This is a genomic window from Sulfitobacter sp. R18_1 (assembly GCF_017743915.1).
GTDB classification, from domain to species: Bacteria; Pseudomonadota; Alphaproteobacteria; order Rhodobacterales; family Rhodobacteraceae; genus Sulfitobacter; species Sulfitobacter faviae.
In genome coordinates this window covers 1-14,507 of the sequence record NZ_JAGHRG010000007.1, presented here as the reverse complement: position 1 = coordinate 14,507, position 14,507 = coordinate 1, and the positions used below count along the sequence as shown (strand labels likewise).

Annotated in this window: 16 protein-coding genes and 1 pseudogene; 13 read left to right on the top strand and 4 right to left on the bottom strand. The window is 65.0% G+C overall.

Annotation, left to right across the window (positions count from 1 at the left end):
- Window positions 1-9: 9 nt before the first annotated feature.
- Together J7392_RS14245 and J7392_RS14240 are read right to left on the bottom strand one after the other, a co-directional pair.
- Window positions 10-954 (bottom strand): tyrosine recombinase XerC, encoded by a 945-nt coding sequence (locus J7392_RS14245; protein ID WP_209218197.1) that lies wholly within the window; start codon window positions 952-954, stop codon window positions 10-12.
- Entirely contained in the window at window positions 951-1,658 is a 708-nt protein-coding gene (locus J7392_RS14240; protein ID WP_067263525.1) for a DUF484 family protein, read from the bottom strand. The genes J7392_RS14245 and J7392_RS14240 overlap by 4 nt, the downstream gene beginning before the upstream one ends.
- A gap of 269 nt (window positions 1,659-1,927) precedes the next feature.
- Between J7392_RS14240 and J7392_RS14235 the strand changes: the two genes are divergently transcribed.
- Window positions 1,928-2,848, top strand: a complete 921-nt coding sequence (locus J7392_RS14235; protein WP_209218196.1) for a nitrilase-related carbon-nitrogen hydrolase — start codon at window positions 1,928-1,930, stop codon at window positions 2,846-2,848.
- Window positions 2,849-2,911: 63 nt separating this feature from the next.
- Here the strand turns inward: J7392_RS14235 and fsa are convergent, their stop codons facing one another.
- Window positions 2,912-3,565 (bottom strand): fructose-6-phosphate aldolase, encoded by a 654-nt coding sequence (gene fsa, locus J7392_RS14230; RefSeq protein ID WP_067623130.1) that lies wholly within the window; start codon window positions 3,563-3,565, stop codon window positions 2,912-2,914.
- A 122-nt stretch (window positions 3,566-3,687) separates the two neighbouring features.
- On the opposite strand from fsa, the gene J7392_RS14225 reads away from it, so the two are divergent.
- The 4 genes from J7392_RS14225 to J7392_RS14210 all read left to right on the top strand — a co-directional run bounded on the left by J7392_RS14225 (window position 3,688) and on the right by J7392_RS14210 (window position 8,769).
- Window positions 3,688-5,877: a primosomal protein N' gene (locus tag J7392_RS14225; protein WP_209218195.1), complete on the top strand. Its 2,190-nt coding sequence runs from the start codon at window positions 3,688-3,690 to the stop codon at window positions 5,875-5,877.
- A 249-nt stretch (window positions 5,878-6,126) separates the two neighbouring features.
- Complete coding sequence (locus tag J7392_RS14220) at window positions 6,127-7,359, top strand: MFS transporter (RefSeq protein WP_209218194.1); 1,233 nt, start codon at window positions 6,127-6,129, stop codon at window positions 7,357-7,359.
- A gap of 82 nt (window positions 7,360-7,441) precedes the next feature.
- Window positions 7,442-8,314, top strand: coding sequence for a 50S ribosomal protein L11 methyltransferase (locus J7392_RS14215; RefSeq protein WP_209218193.1), 873 nt, complete (start codon window positions 7,442-7,444; stop codon window positions 8,312-8,314).
- Between the two features lie 110 nt (window positions 8,315-8,424).
- Complete coding sequence (locus tag J7392_RS14210) at window positions 8,425-8,769, top strand: hypothetical protein (RefSeq protein ID WP_209218192.1); 345 nt, start codon at window positions 8,425-8,427, stop codon at window positions 8,767-8,769.
- Window positions 8,770-8,858: 89 nt separating this feature from the next.
- On the opposite strand, the gene J7392_RS14205 is transcribed toward J7392_RS14210, so the two are convergent.
- Window positions 8,859-9,077 (bottom strand): DUF1127 domain-containing protein, encoded by a 219-nt coding sequence (locus J7392_RS14205; protein WP_209218191.1) that lies wholly within the window; start codon window positions 9,075-9,077, stop codon window positions 8,859-8,861.
- Window positions 9,078-9,431: 354 nt separating this feature from the next.
- On the opposite strand from J7392_RS14205, the gene ruvC reads away from it, so the two are divergent.
- The 8 genes and pseudogenes from ruvC to J7392_RS14165 all read left to right on the top strand — a co-directional run.
- Complete coding sequence (gene ruvC, locus J7392_RS14200) at window positions 9,432-9,938, top strand: crossover junction endodeoxyribonuclease RuvC (RefSeq protein ID WP_067263543.1); 507 nt, start codon at window positions 9,432-9,434, stop codon at window positions 9,936-9,938.
- The gene (ruvA, locus tag J7392_RS14195) at window positions 9,935-10,612 is read left to right on the top strand and encodes a Holliday junction branch migration protein RuvA (RefSeq protein WP_209218190.1); all 678 of its coding nucleotides are present in this window, start codon (window positions 9,935-9,937) and stop codon (window positions 10,610-10,612) included. The genes ruvC and ruvA overlap by 4 nt, the downstream gene beginning before the upstream one ends.
- Before the next feature lie 76 nt (window positions 10,613-10,688).
- Window positions 10,689-11,708 (top strand): Holliday junction branch migration DNA helicase RuvB, encoded by a 1,020-nt coding sequence (gene ruvB / locus J7392_RS14190; protein ID WP_067263549.1) that lies wholly within the window; start codon window positions 10,689-10,691, stop codon window positions 11,706-11,708.
- A 30-nt stretch (window positions 11,709-11,738) separates the two neighbouring features.
- Entirely contained in the window at window positions 11,739-12,362 is a 624-nt protein-coding gene (locus tag J7392_RS14185) for a hypothetical protein (RefSeq protein ID WP_067263567.1), read from the top strand.
- Window positions 12,359-12,757 carry a YbgC/FadM family acyl-CoA thioesterase gene (locus J7392_RS14180; protein WP_209218189.1) on the top strand — a complete coding sequence of 133 codons (399 nt, stop codon included), beginning with the start codon at window positions 12,359-12,361 and terminating at the stop codon, window positions 12,755-12,757. The genes J7392_RS14185 and J7392_RS14180 overlap by 4 nt, the downstream gene beginning before the upstream one ends.
- A 130-nt stretch (window positions 12,758-12,887) precedes the next feature.
- A complete protein-coding gene (gene tolQ, locus J7392_RS14175) occupies window positions 12,888-13,583 on the top strand; it encodes a protein TolQ (protein WP_209218188.1) in 696 nt (231 codons plus the stop codon).
- A gap of 3 nt (window positions 13,584-13,586) precedes the next feature.
- On the top strand, window positions 13,587-14,060 hold the full coding sequence (gene tolR, locus J7392_RS14170; RefSeq protein ID WP_209218187.1) for a protein TolR: 474 nt from the start codon (window positions 13,587-13,589) through the stop codon (window positions 14,058-14,060).
- Window positions 14,061-14,063: 3 nt separating this feature from the next.
- A pseudogene (locus J7392_RS14165) lies at window positions 14,064-14,507 on the top strand (energy transducer TonB); the annotation flags it as partial.

Below are 14,507 nucleotides of genomic sequence, written 5' to 3'. Positions count from 1 at the left end.
GCAAGGGGCTCAGCGGCCCGCCTTGGGGTGGGCGTTGTTATAGACCTCCATCAGCCGCGCGGTATCGACGGCGGTATAGGCCTGCGTGGTCGAGAGCGAGGCATGGCCCAGAAGCTCCTGAATGGCGCGCAGATCGCCGCCCGCGTCGAGCAGATGGGTGGCAAAGCTGTGGCGCATGGCGTGGGGTGTGGCGCTGGCGGGCAGGCCCAGTTGCATCCGCGCATCGGCCATCACCTGCGCCACGGCGCGCGCGCCCAAACCACCGCCGCGGATGGCGCGAAACAGTGGGGCCTGCGCCTCATGCGGGTGCGGGCAGAGGGCGAGGTAGTCTTCGACCGCGGCGCGGGCGGCGGGCAAGACCGGCACGACACGTTCCTTCCCGCCTTTGCCAAGGATGCGCAGGCTGGCGGGCAGGGGCGCATCGCCGCCTTTCAGCGCCAGCGCCTCAGAAATCCGCAGTCCGCAGCCCCAGAGCAGGGTCAGCACCGCCACGTCACGCGCCGCCACCCATGGCGCGCGGGCTTGGGTCTCGACACAGTCGATCAGCGCGCGGGCGGCGTCTTCGGCCAGCGGGCGGGGCAGTTTCTTGGTGAACTTGGGCGACCGGGCGAGGAGGACCGCAGTAGGCTCGAACCCCTCCCGCTCGGCCAGCCAGCGGTAAAAGGCTTTCACCGCCGATAGCTTGCGCGCGACTGACCGTGACCCCGCCCCGCCGCTGCGGGTGCTAGCCATCCATGCGCGCATATCGCTGATGGTTATTTTGGCCAGCGCCCCCAGACCTTGGGTGTCGCCCTTATGCAGCGTCATGAAGGTGAGGAATTCGGTCACATCGCCCCGGTAGGCGATGATGGTATTTTCGGCTGCATCCTTCAGCGCGCTTTGGTGTTCCAACCACGTCTGAAGCGCGTCCCGCGCGGCGGGGCTGATCAGCAGCGGATTTGCCTTCTCGCTCAAGACAGCCAGCGGCGCATGGAGCGCTCCAGCACGCCGGTAAAGAAGGTGAGCAGATCGGTGCCCTGTTGCGGGCCGAACATATGCGGGTCTTCGGCGCCCATGACCAACAGGCCGGGCAGCCGACCGGGGCCGAAATCAAGCTTGAGGCAGGCTTCCGAGCGGATCCACCCCGCCTTGCTGCCATAGAGCGCTTCGGATCCATCTTGCAGCGCGCGCAGGGTCACCTGCCGCACCATGCCGCCGCGCCCTTGGCTAAGGTAGTCGTCGATGAACCCCGGTTCGGCCACGCTGAGCACATCGCCCAAGCGCTGCACCGCCGGGTCATTGTCGTTCTGGGTGGATTCCAACACCAGCCGCACCGCATCGACGCGCAGGATATCGGCCACTTCGCCGCCGAGATCGCGCAGGAAGGTCTCAAACTCCACCGGGTCGAGCATGCGCAGGATGGCGCGGTGGATCTGATTGGTCCCGGCAAGGTTTTCATAGGCCGCCGCGATGACGCTGCGGTGGGTGTCCTCCAGCCGGTCGAGACGGGTCTCCAGCCGCTCCATCGCGATGCCGCGAAGATCGACGATATTGCCGCCCATCGCCTTTTCATTCGCCGCAATCAGCGCCTGCATCACGTCGCTGTCGTCAAGAATGACATCGGGCGCTGAGATGATCGCCTCCCGCAGGGCGTCGTCGATTTTGGGGCTGCTGCTCATGGGCGTCTCTTTTTGATTTGCGGTATCATAGCATGCTGGGGCGTCAAGATCTGCCCCCAATTGGTCACGGGTCTTGCCGCCTGCGGTCTTTGTTGCCGCCTTGCGTCAGGCCGGGATGTAGAACGAAGCCCACGGGAACAAAAGCGGCGCGGGTGTGTTGGCCCCGGTCGACGCGCGGATTTCAGCCGCAAGGCACGCGCGCCTGATCGAAGCCTGCTGCATATCCCCGGATGTGGCGAAATGGCCCTTGCCGGGAGAGGAAATCTTACATGGAACATGTCTCTGTCGATCTTTGGGCCGCCAACCTTCAGGTCACGCCGGATTCGCTGCAAAGCTGGCTTGCCAGTGTGGAACTGCGGCTGCAACAAGCCGCCGCGCGCGAGGCGCAGCTTTTGGTGATGCCTGAGTTTTGCTGCGCACAATGGCTGAGTTTTGCCCCGGCGGACCTGCCCGCAGAGCAGCAACTGGGCTGGCTCGCGCAGACCGCCGCGCTGGCGCTCGACCCGATGCGCCGCATGGTAGAGCAGACAGGCGTCGCCCTGCTGCCCGGCACATTTCCCGTGGCCTTTCCGTCGGTCGATGCGCCCGAGGGGTATCTCAATCAGGCGTGGTTCCTGACCCCGGATGGCGGAATGCAGGTGCAAAACAAGCTGAGCCTGACGCCGCTTGAGGCAAATGGCGCCAGCGGCGTGACCATCGCGGGCACCGGGATCAACCTGTTCGAGTGGAACGGGCTGCGCTGTGTCATCGCGATCTGTCTGGATGCGGAATATACCGCGCTCTGGTCGAAACTGGGCGAGCTGGACCTTGATCTGGTGATCATCCCCGCCAAGACCGACATGATCACCGGCTACAACCGCGTGTTTAGCTGTGCACGGGCGCGGGCCATTGAATTGCAGACCGCCGTTTGCTGTGTCGGCGCAGTGGGCGCGCCGCTGACCCCGTGGCAGCAGGATACCGGCGTGGGCGGGGCGAGCGTTTACCTACCCTGCGACGTTTCGGTGGCTTTGGACGGAATGCATGCGGCCCTGCCGCCCCAGACAGCGGCGCAGGGCATGGATTTGGTGTTGCAGGCTCCGGCGATTCCCGTGGGGCAGTGCCGTCGCATCCGCGCAGGCGCGGCCGAGGCCGAGGTGCGCCCCGGCCTGTGGTCGGGCGATCACCTGACTGTCGAAGGGAATGCGGCCTAAGGCAAAGAAAAACCCCCTCCGCCACGGGCGGAAGGGGTTTGATGTTCGCAGGCTATGGCTGGATCAGAGGATGTTCTGACCGGTCTTTTTCCAATCGGCCATGAACTGCTCCAGCCCCTTGTCGGTCAGCGGGTGGGAGGCCAGTTTCTTGATCACTTCTGGCGGCGCGGTCATCACGTCGGCACCGATGCGCGCGGCGTCGAGCACGTGATTCACGCTACGGATGGAGGCCGCGAGGATCTGAGTCTCGAACCCGTAGTTGTCATAGATGGTGCGGATGTCTTGGATCAGGTCCATGCCATCGAGGTTGATGTCGTCCAGACGCCCGATGAAGGGCGAGATGAAGGTCGCGCCAGCTTTGGCGGCGATCAGCGCTTGGTTCGCCGAGAAGCAGAGCGTCACGTTGATCATGTGACCTTCGCCCGACAGAACCTTACAGGCTTTCAGCCCGTCCCATGTCAGCGGCAGTTTGATGGTGATGTTGTCGGCGATCTCGGCCAGTTTGCGGCCCTCGGCGATCATCGCGTCGGCTTCCAGCGCCACGACTTCGGCGGAAACGGGGCCATCGACGAGGTCACAAATCTCTTTGGTGACTTCAAGGATGTTACGGCCCGATTTCAGGATGAGGGAGGGGTTGGTGGTCACGCCGTCGACCATGCCAAGGTCGTTAAGTTCGGCGATGGCGTCGATCTCGGCTGTATCTACGAAGAATTTCATGGGCTTTCCTTCCGGGTTGGAATGTGATCGCTATCGGGTCAATTCGTTGCCTTGGCTTTACCGCATGATCTGCGATGCTTAAAGCCTCAATTCCCCCAAGCGACACGGAGCATGCGGCAGGTATGGCTGAATTCTACCACCATGGTGAGTTGTTGTCGGTGATGACCACCCAGCCTTTGGGCCGCGCGCTGGATTATCGCGCGCCCGAGGGCGGTTGCCATGCAGGGGCCTTTGTCGAGGTGCCGCTGGGGCCGCGCAAGGTGATGGGTGTGGTCTGGGGGCCGGGGGCCGGGGACTATGACATCAACAAGGTGCGCCATGTGATCCGGGTGCTCGACGCGCCGCCGATGCGCGAGGAGATGCGAGAGTTTCTGCTCCGGTCCGCTGCCTATACGCTCACGCCGCTGCCCGCCATGCTGCGGCTCGCCACCCGCGCCCCGGGCCTGGGCGATCCGCCGTCGATGCGCAAGATTTACCGCGCCGGCGATGGCATGCCGTCGCGCATGACCGATGCGCGACAAAGGGTCATGGCGGTGCTGGAGGAATATGGCGATCTGGCTTTCACGCTGAAGGAGTTGTCGGAGATGGCCGGGGTGACGTCCTCGGTCGTGAAGGGCCTCGTCGACCAAGGCGCGGTGCGCGAGGAGGAAAGCCCCCGCGACCTGCCGTTTCGCCCGCTCGACCCCTCGCTGCCGGGCAAGGCGCTGACCGAGGATCAGGCCAAGGCGGCGGCGGTGCTGCGCGAGGGGATCAAGTCCGAGACCTACGGCACGACGCTTTTGCGCGGGGTCACCGGCTCGGGCAAGACGGAGGTCTATCTCGAAGCCGTGGCGGCGGCGGTGCAGGCGGGGCGGCAGGCGCTGGTGCTGCTGCCCGAGATCGCGCTCACCGAACAGTTTTTGGAGCGTGTCGAAGAGCGTTTCGGCGCCAAGCCCGCCGAATGGCATTCGGGCGTGACCATGACCGAGCGGCGCCGCATCTGGCGCATGGTGGGGCAGGGCAACGCGCAACTGGTGATCGGCGCGCGTTCGGCCCTGTTCCTGCCGTTCCAGAACCTCGGGCTGATCGTCGTGGATGAGGAACATGACACCTCCTACAAGCAGGAGGACGGGGTGCTTTACAACGCGCGGGACATGGCGGTGCTGCGGGCCTCAATCTGCGGCGCGCAGGTGGTGCTCGCAAGCGCCACGCCGAGCCTCGAGACATGGGCCAATGCCGAGGCCGGGAAGTACCGGCGGCTGGAGCTGACCTCGCGTTTCGGACCGGCCGTGATGCCGCAGATGGGCGCGATCGACATGCGGCAGGCGGGGCTGCCGGGGGATAAATGGATTTCGGGCGAGATGAAGCGCGAGGTCGATGCGCGATTGGCGCGCGGCGAACAGGCGATGCTCTTCATCAACCGCCGCGGCTATGCGCCGGTGACGCTCTGCCGTGCCTGCGGCGAGCAGATCGGTTGCGACCAATGCGACGCGAGGATGGTGGAGCATCGGTTTCTCAAGCGGCTGATCTGTCATCAATGCGGCGAGAGTAAGCCGATGCCCGAGGCCTGCCCCTCCTGCGAGGTCGAGGGCAAACTCGCGCCCGTGGGGCCGGGGGTAGAGCGTTTGGGCGAGGAGGCCGCAGCACTCTGGCCCGAGGCGCGGATCGCGACGCTGAGTTCGGACATGTACGGCTCGGCCCGCGCGCTCAAGGCCGAGATCGCAGGCATCGCCGAGGGGGCGGCGGATATCATCATCGGCACGCAGCTGGTGGCCAAGGGGCATAACTTTCCCAAGCTGACGCTGGTGGGGGTGATCGACGCCGATCTCGGACTCACCGGCTCGGACCTGCGCGCGGCGGAGCGGACCTTTCAACTGATGCGGCAGGTGGCGGGGCGTGCGGGCCGGGCCGAAGCGCCGGGCGCGGCGCTGTTGCAGACCTATCAGCCCGAGCACCCGGTGATCCGGGCGATCTTGGCGGGCGAGGAGGAGGCCTTCTGGGCCGCCGAGGCCGGAGAGCGGCGGCAAGCCGGGGTGCCGCCCTACGGGCGTATGGCGGGGATCATCTTGAGCGGCAGCGATGCGGCGGCGGTCTTTGATCTGGGCAACCATCTGGCGCGGCATGACGGGCCTTTGCGTGCGGTGGGGGCGCAGGTCTTCGGCCCCGCGCCCGCGCCGATCGCCCGGGTGCGCGGGCGGCATCGGGTGCGGTTGTTGGTTAAGGCGGATAAGGGCGTGGCGTTGCAGGAGGCGCTGGGTCGCTGGGTCGGGGGGCTGCGGCTCAAGGGGGACTTGCGGCTGGCGGTGGATATTGATCCGCAGAGTTTTTATTGAAGCTGGCTGGCAAGACGTTTGCACCTCGCGCAACAGCCCGGAATCAAGGCCGAAGGTCGCCGGGCAGCGCCAGACCGTCCCATGGTCTGGCGCTTTTGCAATCGGAGTGGCAGCTTGCGCATGTGTCATATGAGTAGCTGCCATAAAGTGCCCACCTGAAAGTTCGTGTGCGCCAGCCCCCGGTCTGGCGCTGCCCGGCTCCGCGCCTTTTCTCTCGCCATTCCCGATACCCCGGCGTAATGAAATCCCATGACCCGTTTCATCACCCTCGAAGAGGCCAAGCGCCTGCCGTTCTGGCGCCGTCCCGTGGCCCTGCTGTTCCTCATGGCGCTGGCCATGCCGATCGCCTTCAACACATGGTCGGCGCTGCTCAATAACTTCGTCATCGAGGTCGCCGATTTCGACGGGTCCGACATCGGGCTGCTGCATACGGTGCGCGAGATCCCGGGCTTCTTCGCCATCGGTGTCATCGCCATTCTGCTCTTCATGCGCGAACAGGTGTTGGGGCTGGTCTCGCTCGCGCTTCTGGGCGCAGCCACGGCGGTCACGGCCTATTTCCCCTCCATGGGCGGTATCCTGACGATCACCATGCTCAGCTCCATCGGGTTTCACTACTACGAGACGGTGAACCAGTCGCTGCAACTGCAATGGCTGAAGATTGAGGACGCCCCGCGCATGATCGGCTGGCTCATGGCGGCGGGCTCGCTGGCCACGCTGGTGGCCTATCTCGCGATCATGGCGCTTTGGGAGACGCTGAGCCTGAGCTACAGCATCGTCTATATGATCGGCGGGGGCGTTACCGTCGCCATCGCACTCACCGCCATGCTGGCCTATCCGCAGTTCGAGGCGCCCACGGTGCAGAACAAGAAAATGGTGCTGCGCCGCCGCTACTGGCTTTATTACGCTCTGCAATTCATGTCCGGCGCGCGGCGGCAGATCTTCGTGGTCTTCGCGGGCTTCATGATGGTCGAACGCTTCGGCTTTGAAGTGCATGAGATCACCATGCTCTACCTCATCAACCTCGTCGCCAATATGCTCTTTGCCCCGCTGATGGGCCGCGCGGTGGGCCATTTCGGCGAACGCCGGACGTTGGCAGTGGAATACATCGGGCTAATCTTGGTCTTTCTGGCCTATGGCGGGGTCTACTACCTCGGCTGGGGCGTGGTGATCGCGGCGGCGCTCTATGTCATCGACCACATGTTCTTTGCCCTCGCACTGGCGCTGAAGACCTACTTCCAGAAGATCGCAGAACCGGCGGATATCGCGCCCACGGCGGCGGTGGCTTTCACCATCAACCATATCGCCGCGGTCTTTCTGCCGGTGCTCTTGGGGCTCTTGTGGCTCGCTTCCCCGGCGGCGGTGTTCTTCCTCGCGGCGGGCATGGCGGCTGTGTCGCTGATGCTGTCGCTGCTGATCCCGCGCCACCCCGCGCCGGGGCATGAGACGATCTTTCAACCTGTCGTGCCTCAGGCCGCCGAATAGGGCGCGAAACCCGGCATGGCTTGACCCGGCGCGCGCGCGGCCCTAGGCGAAACGCAACCGCACCGCAGCAAAGGACCGCGCCATGCCCACTTTCACCGCCCTGACCACCCTCGAAGGCCGCGACCCCGCCTATGCTCTGGGCGAGGCGATGGAACGGCTGACCCCTGAGCCCACCGGCGTGGGTGTTTTCGAGGTCGAGGACGGCTCGGGCCTGTGGGAAGTCGGCGGCTACTTCGAAGAAGCGCCCGATACCGCAGCACTTGCCGTGCTGGCCAAGGCCATGGGCGCCAAGGAATTCACCGTCTCCGAACTGCCCGAGACCGATTGGGTCGCCCATGTGCGGCGCGAATTGGCGCCTGTCGAGGCGGGCCGCTTCTTCGTCTACGGCAGCCATGACGCCGACAAGGTGCCGCAAGACTGCGAGCCGCTGCTGATCGAGGCCGCCATGGCCTTCGGCACCGGGCACCACGGCACCACCTTGGGCTGCCTCAAGGCGCTCGACCGGCTGGCAAGCGATGGGTTCCACGGCAAGAATGTCGCCGACATCGGCTGCGGCACCGCGGTGCTGGCGATGGCCGCCGCGCGCATCTGGCCGGAAACCGTGCTGGCCAGTGACATCGACGAAGTCGCGGTGGAGGTGGCGCAGGCCAACGTCGACGCCAACGGGCTAACGGGCCGCGTGACCTGCGTGGAAGCCGCGGGCTTTGACCACCCCGCGCTGGCCGAAGCCGTGCCTTTCGATCTGGTCTTCGCCAATATCCTCAAAGGCCCGCTGGTGGCGCTGGCGCCCGACATGGCGGCGGCGCTGCAACCCGGCGGCTATGCGATTCTCTCCGGCCTGCTGAACGAACAGGCGGAAGAGGTGATCGAGGTTTATGCACGATCCGGCATCAATCTGACCCACCGCGAGAGTATTGGTGACTGGACGACACTAACGCTTCAAACGAAAGTATAATTCACGCCTCATTTTCGTTGCATTCGACCCTTTTGCCGCTTTGTTGCCACATTTGGACTTTATTCAAATTGGCAGCAAACGGTGGGGGCCGGATTGCTACGGAGGCTGTGATGGCTGAAGGACACGCTCAATTCGCGAAACGGATCGAACTTCTGGGGCGCAAGCATCGGAAGTTGGAACGAGGATATGTCACCCGCGTCGGACGCGATGGGTTGATCTCTGTCTTGCCGAAACGCGCCCGCCGGGGGTTCCCGTTGACAGGGCTTTTCCTGATCGTGCTGGTGTTTTTCGGCTTCAAAGCGTTCACCCTCGCCGCAATCGGCCCGGTGACCTATAACGAACGCCTCTCACGCCTCGCCAATGGGTCGAACCTTGAGCAGATCGGCGCCAAGATGATGGCCATCGACCCGGTGACCCAGACATTGGCCGAGCTGACCGGCCCGATCATGCGGTAACGTGGCACCGCCCCTTGCGTAAAGAAAAAGCCGTAGCGGAGGCTCTCCGCTACGGCTTTTCTAATTGGGCTGGTGCTTATCCCTTAGGGTCAACGCACGAAGTGGTTCTGTGCGACAAGGTCAATGTCGCCCCGGATCAAGCCGATGTCTTGCAGTTCAAGATCGGTCAGGTCCGACAGCGCCTTGCGGGTGGCGCGGCTGTCTTGCCAAGCTTCGACAGCAGCGAAGAAGGCGCCGAAAAAGCCAAGGATGCGTGTGACGGCCGAGGGGGAGCCGTAAGCGGTGCGGGTGGTGTCGAAAGCTGCCATGGGGCCGTCCTTTGTTTGATCTCAGGTTGCGCCGGCAGGGGGACAGGATGGCCTTCCTTACCGAACGGAACTTTCGGCAAGTATGCCCGAAATTCGCCCCGCGCAATCCCTCAAAAACGACGGTGAGGCTTGCGTTTTTTGCATGGGTCGAAAATAGGGTTAACCCACTCTCATTAAGGGAAAAATTCACCGCCCGACATGTCGGTTTTGAACCATGGAGAGGCGCAATTCGACACCGCGGTTTAAAAGCGACAGAGCGCCTGTCGCAAAGCGCCCGCGGCGCATCAGGGCTTTGCGATGTTCGCCTTTCGTGCTAGTGCACCAAAAAAGCAACAATTTTATCGAGGGGCAGAGATGATACGGGTGATCGGCATAGATCCGGGGCTGCGCAATCTGGGCTGGGGCGTGATCGATGTCTCGGGCAGCCGAATCGCGCATGTGGCCAATGGCATCTGTCACTCCGAAGGCGACGACCTTGGCGCGCGGCTCTTGTCCTTGCATGGGCAGCTTACGCGCGTGCTGACGGCATGGCGGCCCCAAGCGGCAGCGGTTGAGCAGACCTTCGTGAACAAGGACGGGGCCGGGACGTTGAAACTGGGGCAGGCGCGGGGCATCGCCATGCTGGTGCCCGCGCAGTTTGGTTTGACGGTGGGCGAATATGCCCCCAACAAGGTCAAGAAAACCGTGGTCGGCGTCGGCCATGCGGATAAGGGACAGGTGGCGCATATGGTCAAGATGCAGATGCCGGGGATCGAGATTGCGGGGCCGGATGCCGCCGACGCGCTGGCCATCGCGATCTGTCACGCGCATCACGGCGGGGCGAGCACGCTGGCGCAGGCGGTGGCGAGGGCAAGCGCATGATCGGCAAGCTTTCGGGCCGCATTGATTACCGCGCCGCCGATCACGTGCTGATCGACGTGCGCGGGGTGGGTTACCTCGTCTATGTCTCCGACCGGACCATGGCCGCGCTGCCCGGCATGGGCGAGGCGGTGGCGCTTTATACCGACCTCGTGGTGCGCGAGGACCTGATGCAGCTTTTCGGCTTCCAGACACTGGTGGAGAAGGAATGGCACCGGCTGCTGACCTCGGTGCAGGGGGTGGGGGCCAAGGCCTCGCTCGCGATCCTCGGCACGCTGGGGCCGGATGGCGTGAGCCGCGCCATCGCGCTTGGCGATTGGAACGCGGTGAAGGCCGCGAAGGGCATCGGCCCGAAAATCGCGCAACGCGTGGTGCTGGACCTCAAGGACAAGGCGCCCGGCGTCATGGCGATGACCGGCACCGTGGCTGATGCGATGGGCGAGACTGAGGCCGCCGCCGACGAGGCGGTGATCGAGGCCGCCGCCCCGCGCCCCGCGCCGAAACCTGCCGCACCCAACGCCTCTGCACAGTCCGAGGCACTCTCGGCGCTTGGCAACCTCGGTTATGCGCCGGGCGATGCGGCGGGCGCCGTGGCGCAGGCCGCCGGAGAGACGCCCGAGGCCGATACCAAAGCGCTCATCCGCGCGGCGCTGAAGCTGCTGGCGCCGAAGGGGTGAGCACGAATGCGCGCGGCGGCTGGTGCGTGAACCTTCCGCTGGAAGAACCACGCACCCTACGGCATAACGAGGCCCTATGACCGACATCGACCCCACCGTGCGGCCCGACCCGCTGCCCGAAGACACCGACCGCGCGCTGCGGCCGCAGATGCTTGGCGAATTCGTCGGGCAGGCGGAGGCGCGGGCGAACCTGTCGGTCTTCATCCAGTCGGCCCGCCAGCGGGGCGAGGCGATGGATCACACGCTGTTTCACGGGCCGCCGGGCTTGGGCAAGACGACACTGGCGCAGATCATGGCGCGCGAGCTTGGCGTCGGCTTTCGCATGACCTCCGGCCCAGTGCTGGCCAAGGCCGGTGACCTTGCCGCGATCCTCACCAATCTTGAGGCGCGCGACGTGCTGTTCATCGACGAGATCCACCGGCTGAATGCCTCCGTCGAAGAGGTGCTTTACCCCGCGATGGAGGATTTCGAGCTCGATCTGGTGATCGGCGAAGGCCCCGCCGCGCGCACAGTGCGGATCGAGTTGCAGCCCTTCACGCTGGTCGGCGCCACCACGCGCATGGGGCTTCTGACCACGCCGCTGCGCGACCGTTTCGGCATTCCGACGCGGCTGCAATTCTACACCGAGGACGAGCTTTACATCATTGTCGACCGCAACGCCCGCAAACTCGGTGCGCCGGCGGACGAAGGCGGCGCGCGCGAGATCGCCAAGCGCGCCCGAGGCACGCCGCGCATCGCCGGGCGCCTGTTGCGCCGGGTGGTGGATTTCGCGGTGGTGGAGGGCGATGGCCGCGTGACGCGCGAGCTGGCCGATATGGCGCTGACCCGGCTCGGGGTTGATCATCTCGGCCTCGACGGGGCCGACCGGCGCTACCTGCGGCTGATGGCTGAGAACTATCAAGGCGGCCCGGTGGGGATTGAGACGCTTTCCGCCGCGCTGTCGGAAAGCCGCGATGCGCTGGAGGAGGTCATTGAGCCGTTCTTGTTGCAGCAGGGGCTGATCCAGCGTACCCCGCGCGGCAGGATGTTGGCCGCCAAGGCGTGGAGCCATCTCGGGCTTGCCGCGCCCAGAGGGCAGAGCGACCTTTTTGGCTGACGTTTCGGAGCGAAGGTAGACCAGATGACGATGACCGCAGAGCAGATCGAGACCCTTTTCACCCGCCGCGACGGGCAGTTCGCCTTTGCCCGCTGGGGCCGGCCCATCGCCCCCGTGGCCTTCGGGATCGAAGAAGAGGCGCTGCCGGTGGTGAAAGGCGCGCTCGAAGCGGTGGCCAAGCTTGCCGGTCACGACATGGCCGAAACCGACCCGGAGTTGGGCAGCAACCTGATGATGTTCTTCTTCGCCGATTGGGCGGAACTGCTCGACGTGCCAGGGATGGAGGGTCTGGTGCCGGACCTCGCCGCGCAGGTCGAGCGGTTGCAGGCGGCGGGGGCCAACCAATACCGCTTTTTCCGCTTTGAGGAGAACGGCGCGATCAAGGCGGCTTTCGTCTTCCTGCGCATGGACGAGAGCCTGCAAGACATGTCCGCGCAGGTGCTGGCGCTGAGCCAAGCGGTGCAGGTCATTCTGCTGTGGTCCGAGGATGCCTTTCAAGAGCAATCCCCACTGGCGATGGCCGACGACGCGCTGGTGCTGCGCCCCGAGGTCGCGGATGTGATCCGCGCGGCCTATGACCCGGTGATGCCCCCCGCCGCCAATGATGCCAGCCACGCGCTGCGCCTTGCCGCACGGGTGCAGGTGGCGTCATGAGCCATAGCTTCCCGGTCCGCATCTTCTATGAAGATACCGATATGGCGGGTGTCGTCTATTACGCCAACTACCTGCGCTATATCGAACGCGCGCGGTCGGATATCGTCGAACAGATCGGCCTTGATCAACGCGCCATGCGCGACGAGGGGCTGGTCTTTGTCGTGACGCGGGTGGAGGCGGATTACCTCGGCGCCGCGCGCTTTGGCGACCGGCTGGAGGTGCAGACCACCCACCAGGCCGAAGGGCCCGTGCGTTGGGTGTTCGACCAAGACGTGCTGCGCGATGGCAAGGTCATCTTTCGCGCCAAAGTTACCGCCGTTTGCATGACAACGGGCGGAAAACCCACGCGGCTGCCAGCGAAACTCCGCCTGTCGGACGGCGATCCGGCGCGGTGATACCATAATTCTGGCAATCTAGGTTGCAGTCCGTTAGCTTTGCTCCAAATTGAGGCCGGAAAATAGGGCCCAGAGATAGAACCCAGAGGCAGAATGCCCCGAAGGGGCGGCAGTAAAAGAGCATAGTTAAATGGAAGCAGAGACGCTGGCATTGGCACAGGGGATCGATTTCTCCCTGTGGGGTCTGTTCGCGAAGGCGACGGTCACGGTCAAACTTGTAATGATCATGCTGATCGGGGCCTCTTTCTGGTCTTGGTCGATCATCATTCAGAAAACCATCCAATACCGCAAAGCCCGAGCCGAGGCGGCGCAGTTCGATCAGGCCTTCTGGTCGGGTGAGCCTTTGGACGGTCTCTTTGACACCATCGGCGCGGACCCCGACGGCCCCTCGGAAAAGATCTTCGCCGCCGGCATGTCGGAATGGCGCCGCTCGCACCGCGAGGATGGCGCGCTCATCCCCGGCGCCACCGCGCGGATCGACCGGTCGATGGACGTGGCCATCGCCAAGGAGGGCGAGCGCCTGCAAAAGGGGTTGCCGGTGCTGGCGACCGTGGGCTCCACCGCGCCTTTCGTTGGCCTCTTCGGCACCGTCTTCGGCATCATGAACTCCTTTATCGAGATCGCGGCCCAGCAGAACACCAACCTCGCCGTCGTGGCCCCGGGCATCGCCGAGGCGCTTCTGGCGACCGGCATCGGCCTTCTCGCCGCGATCCCGGCGGTGGTCTTCTACAACAAGCTGAGCGCCGACAGCGACCGGATCTTGGGCACCTACGAGGCCTTCTCGGACGAATTCGCGACCATCCTCAGCCGCCAGTTGGACAGCTAAGCCATGGGTGCGGGTGTCATGAAAAAGCAAGGCGGCAAGGGGCGGCGGCGGGGCCGCGCCCAGCCGATGGCTGAGATCAACGTCACGCCCTTCGTGGACGTGATGCTGGTGCTGCTGATCATCTTCATGGTTGCGGCGCCGCTACTGACCGTGGGCGTGCCGGTGGAACTGCCCAAGACCGCCGCCACGGCCCTGCCAGCCGAGCAGGAAGAGCCGCTGACCGTCACCGTCACCGCCCAAGGCGCGGTGCAGATCCAGACCACCGACACGCCACGCGATCAGCTGGTGACCAAGCTGCGCGCCATCGCGGCGGAGCGCGCCAGCGACCGGGTCTTCCTGCGCGCCGATGGCGCCGTGCCCTATGCGCAGGTCATGGAGGTCATGGGCGCGCTCAACGCGGGCGGATTTTCAAACATCGGTCTGGTGACCGACATCGGCGGCCCGGCGATGGACGGCAGCGACACGTCGGGTGGCTGAGCGGTGCATACCGGGCATTACATATCAGGTGCCGGGCATCTGGGTCTTATCGGCTGGCTTCTGCTCGGGAACATTTTCACCTCCGAGCCGGACCCGGTCGAGATGACCGAGGTCTCGGTGATCTCGGCGGCGGAATATGACGCGCTCGTCTCGGCCCAGCAGCCGCCCGCCTCGACCACCGAAGTGGCCCAGCCCGCATTGCCCGCGCCGAGCGAGGAGGCGCCCGAGGTCACCGCCGAGCCGGATACAGAGATCGAACAGCCCGAACCGGTGCAGACCGAAACTCCGCCCGAGGACAGGCCGCCCGAAGTGACCGAGCTGGAACTGCCGCCGCAGACCGAAGTGGACGACAGCGCGCCCGAACTCAACGAGCCTATCGGCGACACCGCCGTTCTGGTGCCCGAGATCGCCCCCGAGGCCCGCCCCCGCGAAGCCCCGCGCGTGGCG